General features: G+C 67.2%; 19 protein-coding genes and 1 tRNA gene. 13 read left to right on the forward strand and 7 right to left on the reverse strand.

Features of this window, described 5'->3' with window-relative positions:
• Positions 1-86: 86 nt before the first annotated feature.
• The gene (locus VI123_RS02350) at positions 87-305 is read left to right on the forward strand and encodes a hypothetical protein (RefSeq protein WP_336336467.1); all 219 of its coding nucleotides are present in this window, start codon (positions 87-89) and stop codon (positions 303-305) included.
• Here the strand turns inward: VI123_RS02350 and VI123_RS02355 are convergent.
• The 6 genes from VI123_RS02355 to VI123_RS02380 all read right to left on the reverse strand — a co-directional run bounded on the left by VI123_RS02355 (position 262) and on the right by VI123_RS02380 (position 4,358).
• Entirely contained in the window at positions 262-1,239 is a 978-nt protein-coding gene (locus tag VI123_RS02355) for a 5,10-methylenetetrahydromethanopterin reductase (RefSeq protein WP_336336468.1), read from the reverse strand. The genes VI123_RS02350 and VI123_RS02355 overlap by 44 nt on opposite strands.
• Positions 1,226-1,999, reverse strand: a complete 774-nt coding sequence (locus VI123_RS02360) for a coenzyme F420-0:L-glutamate ligase (protein ID WP_336336469.1) — start codon at positions 1,997-1,999, stop codon at positions 1,226-1,228. The genes VI123_RS02355 and VI123_RS02360 overlap by 14 nt, the downstream gene beginning before the upstream one ends.
• A gap of 91 nt (positions 2,000-2,090) precedes the next feature.
• Positions 2,091-2,579, reverse strand: coding sequence for a metallophosphoesterase family protein (locus VI123_RS02365; RefSeq protein WP_336336470.1), 489 nt, complete (start codon positions 2,577-2,579; stop codon positions 2,091-2,093).
• Positions 2,580-2,642: 63 nt separating this feature from the next.
• Positions 2,643-2,939, reverse strand: coding sequence for a winged helix-turn-helix transcriptional regulator (locus VI123_RS02370; RefSeq protein ID WP_336337366.1), 297 nt, complete (start codon positions 2,937-2,939; stop codon positions 2,643-2,645).
• Positions 2,940-3,046: 107 nt separating this feature from the next.
• The gene (locus VI123_RS02375) at positions 3,047-3,700 is read right to left on the reverse strand and encodes a hypothetical protein (RefSeq protein ID WP_336336471.1); all 654 of its coding nucleotides are present in this window, start codon (positions 3,698-3,700) and stop codon (positions 3,047-3,049) included.
• Between the two features lie 585 nt (positions 3,701-4,285).
• Positions 4,286-4,358, reverse strand: a tRNA-Asp gene (locus VI123_RS02380).
• A 278-nt stretch (positions 4,359-4,636) separates the two neighbouring features.
• Between VI123_RS02380 and VI123_RS02385 the strand changes: the two genes are divergently transcribed.
• Genes VI123_RS02385 through VI123_RS02410 form a run of 6 tightly spaced genes read left to right on the forward strand, consistent with a single transcriptional unit; the run spans position 4,637 to position 12,778 of the window.
• The gene (locus VI123_RS02385; protein ID WP_004515447.1) at positions 4,637-4,864 is read left to right on the forward strand and encodes a DNA-directed RNA polymerase subunit H; all 228 of its coding nucleotides are present in this window, start codon (positions 4,637-4,639) and stop codon (positions 4,862-4,864) included.
• Complete coding sequence (locus VI123_RS02390) at positions 4,864-6,429, forward strand: DNA-directed RNA polymerase subunit B'' (RefSeq protein ID WP_336336472.1); 1,566 nt, start codon at positions 4,864-4,866, stop codon at positions 6,427-6,429. Before VI123_RS02385 ends, VI123_RS02390 begins: the two co-directional genes overlap by 1 nt.
• A 1-nt stretch (position 6,430) precedes the next feature.
• Positions 6,431-8,257: a DNA-directed RNA polymerase subunit B gene (gene rpoB / locus VI123_RS02395; RefSeq protein ID WP_053969352.1), complete on the forward strand. Its 1,827-nt coding sequence runs from the start codon at positions 6,431-6,433 to the stop codon at positions 8,255-8,257.
• Positions 8,254-11,163, forward strand: coding sequence for a DNA-directed RNA polymerase subunit A' (locus VI123_RS02400; RefSeq protein ID WP_336336473.1), 2,910 nt, complete (start codon positions 8,254-8,256; stop codon positions 11,161-11,163). Before rpoB ends, VI123_RS02400 begins: the two co-directional genes overlap by 4 nt.
• Positions 11,164-11,165: 2 nt before the next feature.
• Entirely contained in the window at positions 11,166-12,353 is a 1,188-nt protein-coding gene (rpoA2, locus tag VI123_RS02405) for a DNA-directed RNA polymerase subunit A'' (protein WP_336336474.1), read from the forward strand.
• Positions 12,353-12,778, forward strand: a complete 426-nt coding sequence (locus tag VI123_RS02410) for a NusA-like transcription termination signal-binding factor (protein WP_336336475.1) — start codon at positions 12,353-12,355, stop codon at positions 12,776-12,778. The genes rpoA2 and VI123_RS02410 overlap by 1 nt, the downstream gene beginning before the upstream one ends.
• A 48-nt stretch (positions 12,779-12,826) precedes the next feature.
• On the opposite strand, the gene VI123_RS02415 is transcribed toward VI123_RS02410, so the two are convergent.
• Complete coding sequence (locus VI123_RS02415) at positions 12,827-15,253, reverse strand: methyl-accepting chemotaxis protein (RefSeq protein ID WP_336336476.1); 2,427 nt, start codon at positions 15,251-15,253, stop codon at positions 12,827-12,829.
• 183 nt (positions 15,254-15,436) lie between these two features.
• On the opposite strand from VI123_RS02415, the gene VI123_RS02420 reads away from it, so the two are divergent.
• From VI123_RS02420 to VI123_RS02445, 6 genes are all read left to right on the forward strand, one after another.
• The gene (locus tag VI123_RS02420; protein ID WP_004515440.1) at positions 15,437-15,865 is read left to right on the forward strand and encodes a 30S ribosomal protein S12; all 429 of its coding nucleotides are present in this window, start codon (positions 15,437-15,439) and stop codon (positions 15,863-15,865) included.
• A gap of 2 nt (positions 15,866-15,867) precedes the next feature.
• Complete coding sequence (locus VI123_RS02425) at positions 15,868-16,482, forward strand: 30S ribosomal protein S7 (protein ID WP_336336477.1); 615 nt, start codon at positions 15,868-15,870, stop codon at positions 16,480-16,482.
• Positions 16,483-16,531: 49 nt separating this feature from the next.
• Positions 16,532-17,908, forward strand: coding sequence for a PQQ-dependent sugar dehydrogenase (locus VI123_RS02430; protein ID WP_336336478.1), 1,377 nt, complete (start codon positions 16,532-16,534; stop codon positions 17,906-17,908).
• 69 nt (positions 17,909-17,977) lie between these two features.
• Positions 17,978-18,559 carry a biotin transporter BioY gene (locus tag VI123_RS02435; RefSeq protein WP_336336479.1) on the forward strand — a complete coding sequence of 194 codons (582 nt, stop codon included), beginning with the start codon at positions 17,978-17,980 and terminating at the stop codon, positions 18,557-18,559.
• Positions 18,556-19,260 (forward strand): energy-coupling factor ABC transporter ATP-binding protein, encoded by a 705-nt coding sequence (locus VI123_RS02440; protein WP_336336480.1) that lies wholly within the window; start codon positions 18,556-18,558, stop codon positions 19,258-19,260. Before VI123_RS02435 ends, VI123_RS02440 begins: the two co-directional genes overlap by 4 nt.
• Positions 19,254-19,964 (forward strand): energy-coupling factor transporter transmembrane component T family protein, encoded by a 711-nt coding sequence (locus VI123_RS02445; RefSeq protein ID WP_336336481.1) that lies wholly within the window; start codon positions 19,254-19,256, stop codon positions 19,962-19,964. Before VI123_RS02440 ends, VI123_RS02445 begins: the two co-directional genes overlap by 7 nt.
• The last annotated feature ends 13 nt before the right edge of the window (positions 19,965-19,977 follow it).

The following is a 19,977-nucleotide window of genomic DNA, read 5'->3' on the forward strand; positions in this document are numbered from 1 at the left end:
CAGTGCCGGGAGGCTCAAAACCCTCGCTGTTCGGCGTCGCCGCCGGGAACGCAAACGCAAAGTAGGGTCGCGCTAACGTTCAGGTAATGCAAGGACTCCTGACGGAACTGCTTCAAAGCGTCATCGAGATGCCCGGCTGGTTCCTCGACGTCGCACTGAACGACCCGCTGGCGGCGCTCATGCTCGCCGTCGGTGCCGTCATCACGACCGTCTCGGTCGCCTTCTTCGGTTACCTCTCGCTGGGGGCCGTCCTGTCGCTTTTCAGCGGCTCCGGCGGTCGCGGACCGCCCCAAGCAAATCGATAGCCGTCTCGACGTCCGGGCCCAGCGGGGACGCGAACACCACGCTGTCGGCGTGTTCTTCTAACGCCGCCGTCCGCTCGGCCACCGTCTCCGGCGTTCCGGCGATACAGAACGCGTCCAGCATCGCCTCGGTCACGCCCTCGAAGGCGGCCGAGAACTCGCCGGCCGCGATTGCCTGCCCGATGTCGTCGGCGGCGTCGTGGTCGATGCCGTGGCGGTCAAGCACCGGCGGGGGTGACCCGGCGGCGACGAACGCGACCGGCGGCCGGGCGGCCTCACGCGCCTCGGCCGCGTCCTCGGCGACCGAGACGCTGGCGTAGGCCGCGAGGTCGAACGCGCCGTACTCGTCGGGCCGCTCGTCGGCCATCTCTTCGACTTGTTCGCGTGCCCACGCGAGGTCTTTCGGGTGCGCGCCGTTGTACAGCGCGCCGTCGGCGTGTTTCGCCGCCATCCGAGTCATGTGTGGCCCCTGCGCGCCGACGTACACCGGCACCTCGCCGACCTCGTAGTTCAGCCCGGCGTCGACCGCCTCGAAGGTGCCGTCGTGGTCGACGCGCTCGCCGTCCCAGAGCTTCCGGGCGGTCGTGAACGTCTCCAGCACGCGCCGGAGGGCATCCTCGTGATCGAAGCCGAGGTTGCTGAGCGTCGACCTGTCGCCCGGGCCGACGCCGAAGACGGCGCGCCCGTCGCTCAGTTCGTCCAGCGTCGCCGCCCGCGAGGCAAGCGTCACCGGATGGGTCTCGTAGGGGTTGGCGATGCCGGGGCCGAGCAGGACGTCGTCGGTCCGCTCGGCCATCGCGGTCAGCGCCATGAACTGGTCGCGGTTGTTGTAGTGGTGGCTGACGAAGACGGCGTCGAGCGCGTTCGATTCGGCCCCGTCGGCGAACGAGGCGAGCTGGTCGACCGGGTGTTCCGGGGTGAGTTCAATCGCGTACATGTGACCACTCTCTGAGTGCTTGTCTGACCACGTCGCTCTCCGGGTCGCGGAACAGCTGTTCGCTGCCCGCGTGGTCCCCGAACTCGAAGCCGCGGACGACTGCGGCGGGCGTCCCGCCGTCGCCCTCGCCGGTGACGAGGTTGGCCGCGGCGGCGAGTTCGTCGACGACGGCCTGGACCGTGGCTTCGAGTTCGCGGCCGTCGCGGTCGTGTTCGCCGCGCCAGTCCCGCGAGGCCGGGAGGCCGGCCCACCCCAGCGCGACGCCGCGCTGTCCGAGGCGGAACGGTCGGCCGGAGGTGTCGGTGACGATGACGGCCGGCGCGACGCCCGTCCGCTCGCGGATGCCGGCGCGGATGGTCTCTGCCTCGGCGGTCGGGTCCTCGGGGAGCAAGAGGAGGTCCGCGCCGGGCACGTTCGAGCGGTCGATGCCCGCGTTGACCGTGATGTGGCCGAACCGGGTCACGCCGAGGACGAACGGCGCTTCGACCAGCACCTCCTCGCACTCCTCTAGAATCGCCTGTGCCATCCGCGGGTCCTTCTCCTCGCCGGCGATGTCCTCGATGGTCGCCGCGATGCGCTTGGCGCGCTCGCTCGGCTCGTACGACGACAGCGACCGCCCGCGTCCGTTGGCCTTGGAGACGATGGTGCTGGCGACACAGACCACGTCGTCGTCCCGGAGGTCGGCCCGCCGGACGAGCAGCTCCGCCACGTCGTCGCCCGGACGGACCTCGGGCAGTCCCTCGACCGCGAAGACTTCCATACCGCTCCTGCGGTCCCTGCGGGAAAAAGACCCGCGTTCGCTGCAAAGCCGGCCAACAGTGGCAACGGATGCCGGTACCCCGGCGGCCCCGTTACAGCTCGTGCCGGGTCACGTCGAGCGCCCCGTCCTCGACCGTCACCGTCAGCATGGTCGGCCGGTCGGCCGGCGACGCGCCCGTGACGCTGCCGGGGTTCAGCAGCCGCACGCTCTCGTAGACGGTGTCCGTCGGCTCGTGGGTGTGGCCGGCGACGCCGACGGCGCTGCCGTCGGCCGCCTCGTGGACCGCAGCGGCCACGCGGTCCGCCCACCCTCCGTGTGAGCCGGTGCCGTGTGTCACGACGAAGGTGACGCCGCCGAGTTCGACCGTCGCCCGGTCCGGCAGTCCGAGCCGCGGGTCGACGTTCCCCGAGACGGCCGTCAGTCCTGTCGCCATGTGGCGGATGTCAGCGAGCGCCCCCTCGCTGTCGAAGTCCCCGGCGTGGACGACGTGGTCGGCGACTTCGATGCGCTCCCGGAACGACGGCGGGATTTCGTGCTCCCGGGACGGGATGTGCGAATCGCTGATGAGAGCGACGTCCATACCGGCGTATCGCGTCGCCCCTCGAAAAGGGTTGGTACCACGGAAACGAGTGCCGACTGGTAGCTACTCCGCGGCCGAAAACACGTCCCGCAGCCCGTCCAGTTGCTCGACCAGGCGGTCGATGCCGTCGTTGATAGCCGCGACCCGCTCCTCGATGTCGTCGACCGGCACCGCTCCCTGGGGCGTCGGCTCGACGAGGTCGTCGTCTTCCAGCATCCGCAGCGAGTACCGCACCTTGTGTTTCGGGACCCCTGTCTCCTCGGCGAGCCGGACGATACCGATGGGCCCGCTCTCGATGACGGCCCTGAGGACAGACAGGTCCCGCCCCTCCTTCTCGACCTGGTTCTCCAGTCGGTCCATTCCCATAGTAAATCGTATCTGTGCGTTTACGTCCGTGACACATAAACGCCCCAGGTACGGGGCTGTGGCTCGGCCGCTTCCGGGCACCTGTGGCGCTGTGCCGGCCGCTATTCGTCCGAAACCGGTGTCCGGCGAAGCTCGTCCAGTTGGTCCCGAAGCTTGCTCAGCTCCGTCTCCAGCTCTTCCCGGCGGTCGATGAGCGCGCTCAGCTCCTCCGTGTTGACCGAGTAGTCGTTGTCCATCGCCACGTCCAAGGCGTCGGTCGTCGCCCCCGTGAGGTCCGACGCGACCCGCAGCACTTCACTCGGCGTCCCGCGGGACTCGTACAGCTCCTGTTCGCCCGACAGCGGCCTGTAGGTCACCATCGGCGACTCGACGCCGCGGTGGTAGCTCACCGCGTAGCTCGTGTCTGTCACCGGGTTGAGGCGGTCCTCCGCCCGCTCCGTCCGGACGATGTTGAACGGCTCGGCCAGCGCGGGAAACGTGTCGGCGAGGTCCCGGAGCCGGTCGGCGGCGGTCACGTCCAGTTGCGCCTCCACGTCGCCGAAGAACTGCCGCGAGTTGGTGAGGCTGAAGGCCACGGTGTAGAACACCGACTCGTCGCTGTCGGCCAGGTTCCGAACCCGGTCGCGGACCTCCCCGTGGCGGCCCTCGATAGTGAGTTTCTCCAGTTCCTCGAGCAGCGCCCGGACCCCCTCCTCGCGTTCGAGGAACGCCTCGACGATTGCGCCGGGCATCTCCTCGCCATCCACGTCCTCCATGGCCCCCCTTTTGTGGGGCCTCGTAAACAGTTTGTCGCTGGCAGCCCGAATCGGCACGGCTTACACCCAACACAAAACATATGCTATCCCGCGTGAAGTGATAGCACGTCCGACCCCGGTGGACGGACACTATGACAGGCCGAGGGGGACTTCCCCGACGTCTGCTGTTTACTGTGCCTGTGTGACCGCCCGCTCTGTCCTCTCGACCAGTCGTGTCGGTGCCGTTTTGTCGACCAGCAGTTACTGGTCGCTGCCGAGTCGAGCGCCGCGTCCGAAGCGGATTCGAACCGGAGGAAGACTCACTGCCGTTCGTCTTCCAGGGTTCAAATTCGCTCGTTACGTCTCTGCGACTCACCGTTTGTTCGTCGCAAAAGTACGCCCGGAGCGGGATTTGAACCGGAGCCAGACGTGCTCGCTCACTGCTCACGGCTTCGCCGCTCGCGTCGCGGTTCTCGCGATCGCTTCGAACCGCGCTCTCGCTGTGCGCGACTGGCAGGGTTCAAATCCGCTTGTAACCGGACTCATCGAACTCGCTGTCGCTCGGCGACGAGACACCTCGCTGAGGAGTTGAGTTCGACAGAAGTACGCCCGGAGCGGGATTTGAACCCGCGTCACGACCGTGACAGGGTCGTATGATGGGCCACTACACCATCCGGGCACCTTGCTGCACTTCTTCGTATCCCGGTGTTGGTATTAAGACTTTCCAAAGAACTGCGCCCTGGGATGAATGCACGTGACGGGACCCAAAGCTCTATGTCCGGTCTGCTTCATGTGGGTGATAGGAGCAAACACGCCCGCGACCCGCGAGGGTAGTGCGGGTCCGATAGCCACGGCAGAGCGACTTGGCAAGTGTTATATGCACTCCGACAGTACGGCCCTGTAGTATCTCGTGACAGCCACCTTCTCCAGCAGCAGGCCAAACGCACACCCACACACATGGTAGATGTAAGTCAACACGACCTCGTCCCAGACCACAGTGTCGTCGACGAGGACGACCTCGAAGCAGTACTCACGGAGTATGACATCAAGAAGACGGACCTTCCGAAGATCAAGCGCACCGACAAGGCGCTGCCGGACGACGCCGAAGTCGGTGACGTGGTTCGGATCGAACGCGACTCCCGGACGACCGACACCGCAGTTGTCTATCGACTGGTGGTAGAATAATGGACACACAAGACCGCCGCGCTATATCGCGTGAATACTTCGCCAAGGAACGGCTCGCCGAACACCACTTCCGCTCGTTCAACGCTTTCCTCGACCGGGGCATGCAGCAGGTCGTCGACGAGAAAGAGACCATCGAGACCGACATCGGCGACAAGGAGGGACAGGAACCGGTGTGGGTCGAATTGGGCGACGTCCGCGTCGTCACCCCGCGGGTCCGCGAGGCCGACGGCAGCGAGGAACTGCTGTACCCACAGGAGGCCCGGCTCCGCAACATCACCTACTCCGCGCCGGTGTTCATGGAGATGGCCATCGTCCGCGGTGGCGAGGAGGAACCGGAGGAAGTCGTCGACCGGACCGAGACCAAAATCGGGCGCATGCCAATCATGGTCGGGTCGAACAAGTGCAACATCGCGGGCTTCAGCGACGAGGAGCTCATCGACATCGGCGAGGACCCCGCAGACCCCGGTGGCTACTTCTGTGTCAACGGCTCCGAGCGGGTGCTGATGACCAGCGAGGACCTCGCCCCGAACAAGATTCTGGCCGAGTACGACACCAAGTACGGCGACGAGGTGCAGGTCGCCAAGACGTTCTCCCAGCGCCGCGGGTACCGCGCGCTGGTGCTGTGTGAGCGAACGCGGGACGGGCTGCTGGAAGTCTCGTTCCCCTCCGTCTCGGGCAGCATCGACTTCGTGACGCTGGTCCGTGCGCTGGGGCTGGAGTCGGACGAGGAGATCGTCCACCGCGTCAGCGAGGACCCGGAAATCGTGAAGTTCATGCTGGAGAACCTGGAGGAGGCCGAGGTCCAGACGACCGAGGAGGCCATCGAGACGCTGGGCAAGCGCGTCGCCTCCGGACAGGGCAAGAACTACCAGCTCAAGCGGGCCAACTACGTCATCGACCGCTATCTCCTGCCGCACCTCCACGAGGAGGGCGTCGACGAGGAGGAGGTCCGTATCAACAAGGCGTTCTACCTCTGCCGGATGGCCGAGGCGTGTTTCGAACTGGCGCTTGGCCGCCGGGAGTCCGACGACAAGGACCACTACGCGAACAAGCGGCTGAAGGTCAGCGGCGACCTGATGACGGACCTGTTCCGGACGGCGCTGAACAAGCTCGCTCGGGACGTGAAATACCAGCTGGAACGGGCCAACATGCGCAACCGTCAGCTGTCCGTCTCGACGGTCGTCCGCTCGGACGTGCTGACCGAGCGGCTCGAACACCCGATTGCGACGGGGAACTGGGTCGGCGGTCGCTCCGGCGTGAGCCAGCTGGTCGACCGGACCGACTTCATGGGGGTGCTCTCGCACCTCCGGCGGCTGCGCTCGCCGCTCAGCCGCTCCCAGCCCCACTTCGAGGCACGGGACCTGCACGCGACCCAGTGGGGTCGCATCTGTCCCTCCGAGACGCCGGAGGGCCCCAACTGTGGGCTGGTGAAGAACTTCGCCCAGGCGATGGAGCTGTCACAGGACGTCGAGGACCCACAGGGCCTCAAACAGGAACTCGCGGAGATGGGGGTTCAGGGCATCCCCGGTATCGAGTCGATAGAACAGCAGCCCGCGGACGATTAACATGAGTCAGGGACGCGAAGCCAAAGTATACGTCAACGGTAGTCTGGTCGGCACACACCCCGACCCGGAACAGCTCGCAGAACAGGTACGACAGGCGCGACGACGGGGAGACGTCTCCCAGATGGTCAACGTCTCGGTCAAGAACCGGACCGGGGAAGTCATCATCAACGCCGACGCCGGCCGCGCCCGACGCCCGCTGCTGGTCGTCGAGGACGGCGAGCCGCTGATGACCGACGAGGAGGTCGAGCAGGTCAAAAACGGCGAGCTCGAATTCGAGGAACTCGTCGAGCGCGGCCTCGTCGAGTTCATCGACGCCGAGGAGGAGGAAGACATCCTCGTCGGCGTCGACGAGGACGAACTCACCGAGAACCACACGCACCTGGAAGTCGACCCGCAGCTGATGTTCGGTATCGGTGCCGGGATGATTCCCTACCCCGAACACAACGCCTCGCCTCGGATTACGATGGGGTCGGGGATGATCAAGCAGTCGCTCGGCCTGCCGAGCGCGAACTACCGCATCCGGCCGGACACGCGCCAGCACCTGCTGCACTACCCGCAGCTCTCGATGGTCAAGACCCAGACCACCGAACAGATCGGCTACGACGACCGCCCCGCGGCCCAGAACTTCGTCGTCGCCGTCATGAGCTACGAGGGGTTCAACATCGAGGACGCGCTCGTGATGAACCAGGGGTCGGTCGACCGTGCGCTCGCCCGCTCGCACTTCTTCCGCACCTACGAGGGCGAGGAGCGGCGCTACCCCGGCGGTCAGGAGGACCGCTTCGAGATTCCCGACGACGAGGTCCGCGGCGCGCGTGGCGAGGAAGCGTACACGCACCTCGACGACGACGGCCTGGTCAACCCCGAGACGAAGGTCGGCGAGAACGCCGTCCTGCTGGGCAAGACCAGCCCGCCGCGGTTCCTCGAAGAACCGGACGACATGGGCGGGCTCTCGCCCCAGAAGCGCCGGGAGACGAGCGTGACGATGCGCTCGGGCGAATCCGGCGTCGTCGACACGGTCACGCTGATGGAGGGCGAGGACGGCTCGAAGCTCTCGAAGGTCTCCGTGCGTGACGAGCGCATCCCCGAACTCGGGGACAAGTTCGCCTCACGGCACGGCCAGAAGGGCGTCGTCGGCCACATCGCCCCACAGGAGGACATGCCCTTCACCGAGGAGGGCGTCGTCCCGGACCTCATCATCAATCCGCACGCGCTGCCGTCGCGGATGACTGTCGGCCACATTCTGGAGATGATCGGCGGAAAGGTCGGCGCGCTCGAAGGCCGCCGCGTCGACGGCACCGCCTTCACCGGCGAGGACGAGGAGGAACTCCGCGGCTCGCTCGAAGAGCACGGCTTCGACTCCAGCGGCAAGGAGACGATGTACTCCGGCGTCACCGGCGAGAAAATCGACGCGGAGATCTTCGTCGGCGACATTTTCTACCAGAAGCTCTACCACATGGTGTCGAACAAACTGCACGCCCGCTCGCGCGGGCCGGTGCAGGTGCTCACCCGCCAGCCCACCGAGGGGCGCGCCCGCGAGGGTGGCCTCCGTGTGGGTGAGATGGAGCGGGACGTGCTCATCGGGCACGGCGCGGCGATGGCGCTCAAGGAGCGCCTGCTCGACGAGTCCGACCGCGAGTGGATAAACGTCTGCGGGCAGTGTGGGATGACCGCCGTCGAGAACGTCGAACAGCGGCGTATCTACTGTCCGAACTGCGAGGAGGAGACCGACATCCACGAGGTCGAGATGTCCTACGCGTTCAAGCTCCTGCTCGACGAGATGAAGGCGCTCGGAATCGCCCCGCGGATAGAACTGGAGGACGCAGTATGAGTTCACAACAGACACCACAGGAAATCGGTCAGCTCAGTTTCGGGCTGATGGACCCGGAGGAGTACCGCGAGATGTCGGCCACGAAGGTCATCACGGCCGACACGTACGACGACGACGGCTTCCCCATCGACATGGGGCTGATGGACCCCCGCCTGGGCGTCATCGACCCCGGCCTCGAATGCAAGACCTGCGGGAAGCACAGCGGGTCGTGTAACGGCCACTTCGGCCACATCGAACTGGCCGCGCCGGTCATCCACGTCGGCTTCGCGAAGCTCATCCGCCGGCTCCTGCGCGGGACCTGTCGGGAGTGCTCCCGGCTCTGTCTCGACGAGCACGAGCGCGACGAGTTCGCCGACCGGCTGACGCGGACCCAGGACCTCGGCCGTGACCTCAACGACGTGACCAAGGCCGCCATCCGGCAGGCCCGCAAGAAGGACCGCTGTCCGTTCTGCGGCGAGAAGCAGTACGACATCAAACACGAGAAGCCGACCACCTACTACGAGGTCCAGGACGTGCTGGCCTCGGACTACCCCGAGCGAATCGCCGCCGCGATGGAGGAGGCCGAGGACCCCATCTCGCCCGTCGAGCTCTCCGAGGAGACCGGCATCGACAGCAGCCGCGTCCAGGAGATTCTCAGCGGCGAGTTCCGCCCGCGACAGGAGGCCCGCCGCGCCCTGGAGAAGGCGCTGTCGGTCGACCTGACCGAGGAGGACATGAACAAGCTCATGCCCAGCGACATCCGGGACTGGTTCGAGGACATCCCGGACGAAGACATCGAAGTGCTGGGGATGAAACCGGCCCGCTCCCGGCCGGAGTGGATGATTCTGACGGTGCTGCCGGTGCCGCCGGTCACCGCCCGCCCCTCGATTACGCTGGACAACGGCCAGCGCTCCGAGGACGACCTCACCCACAAGCTCGTGGACATCATCCGCATCAACCAGCGGTTCATGGAGAACCGCGAGGCCGGTGCGCCACAGCTGATTATCGAGGACCTCTGGGAACTGCTGCAGTACCACGTCACCACCTTCATGGACAACGAGATTTCGGGCACGCCGCCGGCGCGTCACCGCTCCGGCCGCCCGCTCAAGACCCTCTCCCAGCGCCTGAAGGGCAAGGAGGGGCGTTTCCGTGGCTCGCTGTCCGGGAAGCGCGTGAACTTCTCCGCTCGTACCGTCATCTCGCCGGACCCGACGCTCTCGCTCAACGAGGTCGGCGTCCCCGACCGGGTCGCAAAGGAGATGACACAGACCATGAACGTCACCGAGCGCAACCTCAACGAGGCGCGACGGTACGTCTCCAACGGGCCTGAAGCCCACCCCGGCGCGAACTACGTCAAGCGGCCCGACGGCCGCCGGCTGAAGGTGACCGAGAAGAACTGCGAGGAACTGGCCGAGAAGGTCGAACCGGAGTGGGAAGTGTCCCGTCACCTGGTCGATGGCGACATCATCATCTTCAACCGCCAGCCGTCGCTGCACCGCATGTCCATCATGGCCCACGAAGTCGTCGTGATGCCGTACAAGACGTTCCGGCTGAACACGACGGTTTGTCCGCCGTACAACGCCGACTTCGACGGCGACGAGATGAACATGCACGCCCTGCAAAACGAGGAGGCCCGCGCGGAGGCGCGCGTCCTCATGCGCGTGCAGGAACAGATGCTCTCGCCGCGGTTCGGCGAGAACATCATCGGCGCGATTCAGGACCACATCAGCGGGACGTACCTGCTGACCCACACGAACCCGAAGTTCAACGAGACGCAGGCGCTCGACCTGCTGCGGGCGACCCGCATCGACGAGCTGCCCGAGCCGGACGGCGTCGACGAGGGCGGCGAGGAGTACTGGACCGGCCGCTCGCTGTTCTCGGAACTGCTGCCCGACGACCTGAACCTCGAGTTCACGTCCTCGGCCGGCGACACCGTCCGCGTCGAGGACGGCCAGATGACCGGCGGCACCATCGACGAGGACGCCGTCGGGGCCTTCGGCGGCGAAATCGTCGACACCATCGCCAAGGAGTACTCCCGGACCCGCGCCCGGATTCTCGTCAACGAGGTTTCGGCGCTGGCGATGCGCTCTATCATGCACTTCGGGTTCTCCATCAGCATCGACGACGAGTCCATCCCGCGGGAAGCGGAGGAGCAGATAAACGACGCCATCGACAGCGCCTACGACCGCGTCGAGGAACTCATCGAGACCTACGAACGGGGCGAACTCGAATCGCTGCCCGGCCGGACCGTCGACGAGACGCTGGAGATGAAAATCATGCAGACGCTGGGCAAGGCCCGCGACTCCGCCGGTGACATCGCCGAGGACCACTTCGGCAGCGACAACCCGGCCGTCATCATGGCCGAGTCCGGTGCGCGTGGGTCGATGCTGAACCTGACCCAGATGGCCGGCTGTGTCGGCCAGCAGGCAGTCCGCGGCGAGCGTATCAACCGCGGGTACGAGAACCGCACGCTCAGCCACTTCGAGGAGAACGACCTGTCGGCGGACGCCCACGGCTTCGTGGAGGCCTCCTACCGCTCCGGGCTCGGCCCGAAGGAGTTCTTCTTCCACGCGATGGGCGGCCGCGAGGGGCTGGTCGACACGGCCGTCCGGACCTCCAAGTCCGGGTACCTCCAGCGCCGCCTCATCAACGCGCTCTCCGAACTGGAGACGCAGTACGACGGGACCGTCCGGGACACCTCGGACACCATCGTCCAGTTCGAGTTCGGCGAGGACGGCACGTCGCCGGTCGACGTGTCCTCGAACCAGGAGGAGGCGGCCGTCGACGTGGAACAGATCGCCGACAGCGTCCTCAACGAGGAGTTCGAGAGCGAAAAGCAGAAAGAGAGCTTCCTCGGGACGCGCACCGAGCGGACCAACCTCTCCGAGCACGCCGACGACTGGTGGATGGCGGAGGGTGACGACTAACCATGACAACACGAGACGTTTCAGCGGACATCGAGGCCGTCGTCGAGGACACCGAGCTGCCGCGACGGCTGAAAGACGAAGTGTACAGCACCATCGAGGAACGGGGCGTCGGCGTCGACGACGCCGACCGCATCGCCAAGGCCGTCGAGTCCCGCTATCTCGACACGCGCGTCGACCCGCTGGACCCGGTCGGGACCGTCTCGGCCCAGTCCATCGGCGAACCGGGCACGCAGATGACGATGAACACGTTCCACTACGCGGGGGTCGCCGAAATCGACGTGACCCAGGGGCTGCCCCGGCTCATCGAGCTGGTGGACGCCCGGAAGACGCCGGACACGCCGATGATGACGGTCCACCTGGACGAGGAGTACGCCGAGGACCGCGAGCGCGCCCACGAGGTCGTCTGGAAGATAGAGGCGACGCGCATCCTCGCGCTCGGTGACATCTCGACGAACGTCGCGGACATGCTCGTCGAGATTGACCTCAACGAGGACACGCTGCTTGAGCGGTGGCCGACGGTCAACGACACCGACGCCATCGCCGAGGAAATCGCCGAGACCATCGAGTCGAACCTCGGCGTCTCGACCCGGCAGGTCGGGACGGTCATCGAGTTCGGCCCGGAGGAACCCAGCTACCGCGACCTGCTGCAGCTGGTCGAGGAGCTGCGGGAAATCGTCTTCAAGGGTATCGAGGAGATTACCCGCGTCGTCATCCGCAAGGAGGAGACCGACAACGGCGAGGAGTTCGTCCTCTACACCGAGGGGTCGGACTTCGGCGAGGTGCTGGACATCGAGGGCGTCGACGCCTCCCGGACGACGTGTAACAACATCCACGAGATATACCGGGAACTCGGCGTCGAGGCCGCCCGCGAGACGCTCATCAACGAGACGATGAACACGCTCGAAGAGCAGGGGCTGGACGACGTGAACGTCCGGCACCTGATGCTCGTGGCCGACATCATGACCAACGAGGGGACCATCGAGTCCATCGGCCGCCACGGCATCTCCGGGTCGAAAGACTCCGTGCTCGCCCGCGCAGCGTTCGAGGTCACCGTCAACCACCTGCTCGACGCCGCCATCCACGGCGAGGTCGACGAACTCGACGGCGTCACGGAGAACGTCATCGTCGGCAAGCCGATAAAGCTCGGCACCGGCGACGTCAACCTCCGGATGGGTACGACCCAGGACTGATGCGGGTCGAACTCTCGGACGAAGCCCGTCGACTGGTCGCCCTCTTCGAGGACGAGGCAGCCGTCACCGTCCGGGATTGCGTCGTCGACGAGGACCACGACCAGGTGGTGTACCTGGTCAAACGCGGCGAGATGGCCGACGCCATCGGCCCGGGCGGCCAGACGGTCGAGCGGGTCGAGGAGCAACTCGGCCGCGAGGTGAAACTCGTCGAGGCCGCCGAGACGGCCGAGGACTTCGTGGCCAACGCGCTCGCGCCGGCCGCGGTGTACAACGTCACCGTCTCCGAGAACGACGACACCGTCGCCTACGTCGAAGTGGCACAGGAAGACCGCGGGGCCGCAATCGGCCGCGAGGGGCGCAACATCGACGCCGCCCGGCAACTGGCGAAGCGTCACTTCGACATCGACGGCATCGAACTGACCTGAACGGGTCGTCCGGTTCGCGTTTTCCGAGAAGTTCGCTTTCTCCCTCGCTCAGTCGTCGTCCGCAGAGGCGTCCGTCGGGTCGTGTTCGTACACGTCGGTGTCGCCGTGGACGTCCGCGTCGGTGTCACCGTGTGCGTCCACGTCGAACTGCGCCAGCAGGTCGCTGAGGTCGCCGGCCTGGGCCGAGAGCGACTCGATGCCGCCGGTGACCTCGTTTATGGTCGCAGTCTGTTCCTCCGCCGCGGCCGCGACGTCCTCCGCCTGGCTGGCGGACTCCTCGCTGATGGTGCCGACCTCGTCTATCATGGCGACGGTCTCCTCCGTCGTCGCGGCCTGCTCGTCGGTGGCGTCGCTGATTGACTGGATGCCGTCGTTGACCTCCTCGACGCGGTCGACGATGGCTTCCAGGGACTCGATTGCGTCGTCGACGGTGTCGATGCCGTCGGTGACCGAGTCGCCCATCTCCCTGATGTCGTCGACGGCCTCGCCGGTAGTGTCCTGGACGTCCTCGATGACGGTCGAGACCTCCTCGGTCGCCTCGGTGGTCTCCTGTGCGAGGCCCTTGATTTCGTCGGCGACCACGGCGAAGCCTTCGCCGGCCTCGCCGGCGCGGGCGGCCTCGATTGAGGCGTTCAGGGCGAGCATGTTGGTCTGTTCGGCGATGTCGTCGATGAGGTCGACGATGTCGCCTATCTGTTCCATCTCCGAATCCAGGGACTCGACGCGGTCGATGGTCTCGGTGGCCCGGGCCTCGATGTCGTTCATCACCTCGGCGGCTTCGGAGGCGTGTTCGCTGCCGGTTTCGCCGATTTCGGCGGCTTCGCTCGACGTGGACGAGACCTCGTCGGCCTGGGCCGCGACCTCCTCGATTGTCGCCGAGAGGCTGGACATCTCGTCGGCGGTCTCCTCGATGTTCTCGTACTGCCGTTCGGCACCGGTCGCGATTTCCTGGACGGACTCGCTGACCTCCTCGCTGGCGTCGCGGACCTCCGTGGCGCTGGCCGTAATCTGGTCGGCGGAGCCGTCGACGTCCTCGGCGAACTCGCGGATGTGGACGACCGTCTGGCCGAGTTCGGCGAGCATGTCGTTGAACGCGGCGGCGATGTCGGCCATCGCGTCGTTGTCCGCGTCGGTGTCGAGCCGCTGGGTGAGGTCGCCGTCGGCCGCCTCACGCATCACGGCCGAGAACTCCTCGGCCTGCCGTTCCAGCGAGTCGGCCAACTGTTCGGCCTCCTCCTGTGCCGCCTCGGCGTCGCGCCTGGCGGTCTCTACGTCGTCGATGAACTGCTGGAGGTCGCCCCGCATCGCGTCGAGGGACGCTCCCAACCGCCCCGGCACGTCCTCTTCGAGGACGGGGTCGTCGAAGGACTGTGTCGAGAGCGCGTCCGCCTGGCCGGCGACGGTGCTGAGGTAGCTCTGAATCTCGGTGAAGGCCGTCTGCACCCGTCCGATTTCGTCGAGGCGGTCGGTCTCTGTCGCCTCGGCGTCGAGGTTGCCCCGGGCGAGCGCCTCCGCGCGCTGGGCGACGGCCGTGAGCGAGTTGCGGATGTCACGGCCCACGAAGGCCCCGAACGCCAGAAAGCTGAGCAGCGCCAGGCCGATGAGCGCGAAGACGTTCGTCTGGACCGCATCGCGCAGGGCGTAGGCGCTCTCGACCGGCGCGCGCTTGACGACGACCCAGTTCATCGCCTCTATCTTGGCGTATCCCCACACTTCGCCGTCGGCCTGCAGGGTGCCGGTCGTCCTGTTGGCTCCATTGTTTACGACCTGCCGTTCGGTCTCGCCGTCGTAGCGGTCGAAGATTCGCGAGGTGTTGTCGGCGAAGATAACCTCGTTACCGCTGTTATCGTACTCGATGACGTGGGTCTCGCCCCCGTCGATGGAGTTTTCGAAGGACTGGGACCGCTGACTAACGTCGTAGACGAGCATCGTCCGGTAACTCGTCCGCGGGACGTTGCTGATAAACGCCATGTAATGCGTCCCGCCCTCTTCGAACACACGCGACTGCGAAACCGCGTCTTCGCCGCTCAGCAGCAGCGACCCGCTACCCGTCCGCCACTCGATGCCCAGGCCGTCGAGCGTCCGGCCCTGATACGACTCGTTCGTCGACCCCTCGATGGTCCCCGTGGAACTGTCCACGAGCGTAATCGTGTGGAGCGACCCGCCGATTCGAGTCTCGGACGTCTGAAACACTCGCATGGCCTGTGTCACCGACGCACTACCGACCTGATAGTGATTCGACAGGTATCGGGTGGTCCGTCGTGACTGTTCGATCCAGCCTTCCATCGTGTTGGCCTCCTGCTGAGTCGTCGTCTCCAGTTCGTTCTGTCGCTGCTCGGTCAGGTCGCCACCGATAGCGTTCACTGCTACCAGCCCCGCACTGCTCACGACCAGGGCGATGACCACAACAGCGAGGCCGAACTTCCGGAGGTAGCTCTTCCGAAGGACCGCTGGGAGGACTGTATTGAGCTTCATGTGTCGCTTGGAGTGTCTTGCCCCCGATTTCTTTACCGCCGCTGTAAAGCCATCCCTCACATTATCAAAAGTAATTCTCGGCGACTCGGCCGGTCTGTGCCACAGAACGCCACACTCGGCGGCGCTACCGGCTGGGTACAAAAGAGGAGTCTTAAGTACCTCCGAAAGGTACCAGTGCCTACTATGGCGAACGGCAAGTACGCCGCGCGCAAGCTCAAGAAGGACCGCCAGAAGCACCGGTGGTCCGACACTGACTACGCGCGTCGCGAACGCGGCCTGGGCAAGAAGTCCGACCCGCTCGAGGGTGCGCCCCAGGGACGAGGTATCGTACTGGAGAAAGTCGGCATCGAGGCCAAACAGCCCAACTCCGCTATCCGGAAGTGTGTCCGGGTCCAGCTCATCAAGAACGGCAAGCAGGTCACCGCCTTCTGTCCCGGTGACGGTGCTATCTCTTTCATCGACGAGCACGACGAGGTCACGATTGCGGGTATCGGCGGGGCGAAGGGCCGCGCGATGGGCGACCTCTCCGGCGTCAACTACAAGGTCGAGAAGGTCAACGGCGTCTCCCTCATCGAACTCGTTCGCGGGAACGCGGAGAAACCGGTCCGATAACCATGAGTGCCGAAGATACACCCGAGGCTGACGCGGCTGAGGAAAGCGAGCCGGAGACGGCCCGCGCGAAACTGTTCGGCGAGTGGACGGTTACGGACATCGAGTACTCCGACCCTTCGACCGAGCGCTACATCACGGTGACGCCCATCGCCCACACGATGGGTCGCCACGCCGACAAGCAGTTCAAGAAAAGCGAAATCAGCATCGTCGAGCGGCTCATCAACCGCCTGATGCAGACCGACGAGAACACCGGCAAGAAGCAACTCGCCACCTCCATCGTCACCGAGGCGTTCGACATCGTCCACGAGCGCACCGACGAGAACCCGATTCAGGTGCTCGTCCGCGCCGTCGAGAACAGCGCCCCCCGAGAGGAGACCGTCCGCCTGAAATACGGTGGCATCTCGGTCCCGAAGGCCGTCGACGTCGCGCCCCAGCGCCGCGTCGACCAGGCCCTGAAGTTCCTCGCCGAGGGCGTCTACGGTGGCTCGTTCAAGACCACCACGAGCGCCGCCGAGGCGCTCGCACAGCAGCTCATCGGCGCTGCCAACGACGACGTCCAGACCTACGCGGTCAACCAGAAAGAAGAGAAAGAACGCGTCGCGGCCGCCGCTCGCTAACCCGGCTGTCTCCGACATCTTTATTCTTCACTCCTCGACAGAGGAATCTATGCCAACACCGAGCCGGGGCGACCGGTCACGCCGACGATACCTCGCTGCCCTCGCCGGTCTCGGGGCCACGGGGCTGGCCGGCTGTCGCGGCGGCTCCGGGGACGGGGACACGCACACGACGACGGGGACACCGACCGCGACGCCGAGCCCCGTTCGGGCGCTGGACCGCTACGACGTGTCGCTCGACCACGAGCGAGCCCGGCCGGTCGACACCGCGTGGCAGGCCCCGACGACGTCGCCGGCTGAGACGCCCCTCGCCACCGAACCGCTCGTCGAGGACCTCGAAATCCCGTGGGACCTCTCCTTTGCCGCCGACGGAACGCTGTTTCTCACGGAGCGGGTCGGGCGGGTCCTCTCGTTTGCGGACGGGACCGTCCGGACGGTCGCCGAACCGGCCGCGGCCATCGACGCGGAATCGAGTGACGACGGCTGGTGGGTGACCGGTGGCGAGGGCGGCACGCTCGGCGTCGCCGCGCACCCGGCCTACCCCGACCCGCCGGTGGTGTACGTCTACTACACGACGACGGCCGACGACGAGCGATTCAATCGGGTCGTCGCCATGGACGTGTCGGCCGAAGACCCCGCCGCCACCGAGTCGGTCGTCGTCGACGGGATTCCGGGGAGCAAGATACACAACGGCGGCCGGCTCACCTTCGGCCCCGAGAACTTCCTCTGGATTACCACCGGGGACGCCGGCGTCGGCGACCTCGCGGCGGACGTCGACTCGCTCGGCGGGAAGGTCCTTCGCGTGACGCCCGCGGGCGACCCCGCGCCCGGCAACCCGGACCTGGGCGGGGACCCGCGGGTGTTCACCTACGGGCACCGGAACCCGCAGGGGCTGGCCTGGCTGCCGGACGGGGCCGTCGTCGCCTCCGAACACGGCCCGACCGGACGGGACGAACTCAACCGCCTCGAAGCCGGCGGCGACTACGGGTGGCCCGACATCCGCGAGCGCGGCGAGTACCTCGCCGCCGGCCCCGCGGTCCACCGCCCGCTCGTCAACACCGGCCGCTCCGGCGGCTGGGCACCCTCCGGGTCGCTGTTCTACACGGGGGACGCCGTCCCGTCGCTGCGGAACCGACTGCTCACCGGCGGCCTCAACGGTCAGCGCCTCCTCGTGACGACGGTGACGCCGGCCGGCCAGCCCCTCCCGCCGGGAGACGACGCCGAGGTGTACGACGCCGACTGGACCGACGACGCCTACACCGCGACGACCCACTCCCTGCTGGCCGACGAACTCGGCCGGATTCGCCACGTCGAGCAGGGGCCCGACGGCGGGCTGTACCTCGTCACGTCGAACCGCGACGGCCGCGCCGGAGCGGGATTCCCGCGGGAGCGCGACGACGTGCTCGTCCGCGTCACACCGGCCGAGTGAGCGGAACGCCGGCGGCCACGCGTTCCGTGAACCACTGGCTATATCTCGGTTGACGAGAGAGGGTGACCCATGGCAACAGAGCAATCCGTGGACCTCGTCGACGACGAGACCGTGGGCTGGTTCACCAAGGCGGTGCTTATCGCGGCGCTGACCGCGGCGCTCGCACAGATATCCATCCCGCTCCCGGGGACGCTGCCGCCGTTCTCGCTGCAGCCGTTCGGGATGTTCTTCGCCGGCCTGGTGCTGGGGCCGCTGTGGGGCGGCCTCGCCCTGCTGCTGTACCTGCTTGTCGGTATCGCCGGCGCACCGGTGTTCTCGAACGCGAACGCGGGACTGGGCTACGTCATCGCCGGCCAGGGGACCGGCGGCTTCCTCGTGGGCTTCCTCGTCGGCGCGGTCGTCGCCGGAGCCATCGCCCACCGGGGCACGACGCCGCGGCCGGTCGCCGATCTCTCGGTCCCGGTGCAGGTCGTCGCGCTCGCCGCGGCAGTGGCCGTCGTCTACGCCATCGGCGTCCCGTGGCTGTCGATGGTGACCGGGCTGCCGCTGGCCCGCGCCGCGACCGTAATGGCCCCGTACGTGCCGCTCGACCTCCTGAAACTCGGTATCGCGGTCGCCGTCGTGCAGGGCGGGTACCTCGCCAGTCGATGATATCGGTCAGCGACCTGCGGTACCGCTACGGCGACGTTGCCGTCCTCGACGGGGTCACGCTGTCGATACCCGACGGCCAGTTCTGCCTGCTCGTCGGCCCGAACGGGAGCGGCAAGACGACGCTCGTCCGGCACTTCAACGCTCTGCTGACGCCGGAGTCCGGGACCGTCACCGTCGACGGGACCGACGTGACCGACGACCCCGTCGTCGCCCGGACCCGCATCGGGATGGTGTTCCAGCACCCCCGCGACCAGTTCGTCGCCGCGACCGTGGCCGCCGACGTGGCCTTCGGCCCGGAGAACCTCGGGCTCGACCGCGCCGAAATCGACCGCCGGGTCGACGCGGCGCTCGCGGCTGTCGACCTCGACGGGATCGGGGACAGGCGCATCGACGCCCTCTCGGGCGGCGAGCAGGCCCGCGTCGCCATCGCCGGGGCCCTCGCCATGGAGCCGGACTACCTCGTGCTCGACGAACCGCTCGTCGGACTCGACTGGCCGGCCAGGGAGTCGGTGCTCGACCACCTCGACGCGCTGGCCGCCGACGGGACCGGCGTCGTCGTCGTCACTCACGACCTGCGGGACCTCCACGAGCGGGCCGACCGCGTCGTCGCCTTACACGAGGGGCGGGTCGCCCTCGACGAGTCGCCGGCGGACGCGCTCGACTCGTTGCCGGCCCTCGGCGTCCGGGACCCGCGATGCTGAGCTACCGGCCCGGCTCGACGTTCGCCCACCGGCTGGACCCGCGGTCGAAACTGCTGGTCCAGTTCGGGCTCGCCATCGCCGCGGTCGCCCACCCCACGCTGCCCTGGCTCGTTGGTACGACCGCCTTCGCACTGGGCGCGCTCGCGGCGGCCCGGCTCTCGCCGCTCGCGGTCCTGCGCTCCTACCGGGTCGTCCTCGCCGTGCTGGCGCTGGCCCCGGTCGTCGCCGGCGTGGCGCTCGGTCCGCCGTGGTTCCGAGTCGAGCCGGCGCTGCGCTCGGCCCTGTACGTCGGCCGCATCCTCCCGGTGTTGCTGGTCAGCGCCGCCTACCTCACGTCGACGCCGGTCCGGGACACGCGGGCGGCGGTCCAGCGCCTCGTGCCCGGCAAGCCCGGCCGGATTCTCGGGGCCGGGATGGCGCTGGTCGTCCGGCTGTTCCCGCTCGTGCTCGCGGACGTCCGGGAGGTGCGCGACGCGATTCACGCTCGCGGCGGCGAGGCGCGCCCGCTGTGGGACCGTGCCCGGTTGCTCGCCGTCCGGGCCTTAGAGCGCACGCTCGACCGCTCGGACCGCCTTGCGGTCGCCCTCCGGGCCCGCTGTTTCGCGTGGAACCCGACGCTCCCGCCGCTTGCCTTCGAGAGGCGGGACTACCCGGTGCTCGCCGTCGGCATCGCGCTGGCGCTGTCGCCGCTGGTGCCGACGTAGCGGCCGGCCCCGC

This window comes from Haloarcula sp. DT43 (genome assembly GCF_037078405.1).
GTDB classification, from domain to species: Archaea; Halobacteriota; Halobacteria; order Halobacteriales; family Haloarculaceae; genus Haloarcula; species Haloarcula brevis.

Coding starts and splice junctions, on each gene's coding strand:
- VI123_RS02370 (WP_336337366.1), bottom strand. CDS start 2,939: ATGGACCGACTGGAGAACCAGGTCGAGAAGGAGGGGCGGGACCTGTCT.
- rpoA2 (WP_336336474.1), top strand. CDS start 11,166: ATGACAACACGAGACGTTTCAGCGGACATCGAGGCCGTCGTCGAGGAC.
- VI123_RS02445 (WP_336336481.1), top strand. CDS start 19,254: ATGCTGAGCTACCGGCCCGGCTCGACGTTCGCCCACCGGCTGGACCCG.
- VI123_RS02350 (WP_336336467.1), top strand. CDS start 87: ATGCAAGGACTCCTGACGGAACTGCTTCAAAGCGTCATCGAGATGCCC.
- rpoB (WP_053969352.1), top strand. CDS start 6,431: ATGAGTCAGGGACGCGAAGCCAAAGTATACGTCAACGGTAGTCTGGTC.
- VI123_RS02385 (WP_004515447.1), top strand. CDS start 4,637: ATGGTAGATGTAAGTCAACACGACCTCGTCCCAGACCACAGTGTCGTC.
- VI123_RS02355 (WP_336336468.1), bottom strand. CDS start 1,239: ATGTACGCGATTGAACTCACCCCGGAACACCCGGTCGACCAGCTCGCC.
- VI123_RS02440 (WP_336336480.1), top strand. CDS start 18,556: ATGATATCGGTCAGCGACCTGCGGTACCGCTACGGCGACGTTGCCGTC.
- VI123_RS02360 (WP_336336469.1), bottom strand. CDS start 1,999: ATGGAAGTCTTCGCGGTCGAGGGACTGCCCGAGGTCCGTCCGGGCGAC.
- VI123_RS02420 (WP_004515440.1), top strand. CDS start 15,437: ATGGCGAACGGCAAGTACGCCGCGCGCAAGCTCAAGAAGGACCGCCAG.
- VI123_RS02390 (WP_336336472.1), top strand. CDS start 4,864: ATGGACACACAAGACCGCCGCGCTATATCGCGTGAATACTTCGCCAAG.
- VI123_RS02435 (WP_336336479.1), top strand. CDS start 17,978: ATGGCAACAGAGCAATCCGTGGACCTCGTCGACGACGAGACCGTGGGC.
- VI123_RS02375 (WP_336336471.1), bottom strand. CDS start 3,700: ATGGAGGACGTGGATGGCGAGGAGATGCCCGGCGCAATCGTCGAGGCG.
- VI123_RS02410 (WP_336336475.1), top strand. CDS start 12,353: ATGCGGGTCGAACTCTCGGACGAAGCCCGTCGACTGGTCGCCCTCTTC.
- VI123_RS02425 (WP_336336477.1), top strand. CDS start 15,868: ATGAGTGCCGAAGATACACCCGAGGCTGACGCGGCTGAGGAAAGCGAG.
- VI123_RS02365 (WP_336336470.1), bottom strand. CDS start 2,579: ATGGACGTCGCTCTCATCAGCGATTCGCACATCCCGTCCCGGGAGCAC.
- VI123_RS02400 (WP_336336473.1), top strand. CDS start 8,254: ATGAGTTCACAACAGACACCACAGGAAATCGGTCAGCTCAGTTTCGGG.
- VI123_RS02415 (WP_336336476.1), bottom strand. CDS start 15,253: ATGAAGCTCAATACAGTCCTCCCAGCGGTCCTTCGGAAGAGCTACCTC.
- VI123_RS02430 (WP_336336478.1), top strand. CDS start 16,532: ATGCCAACACCGAGCCGGGGCGACCGGTCACGCCGACGATACCTCGCT.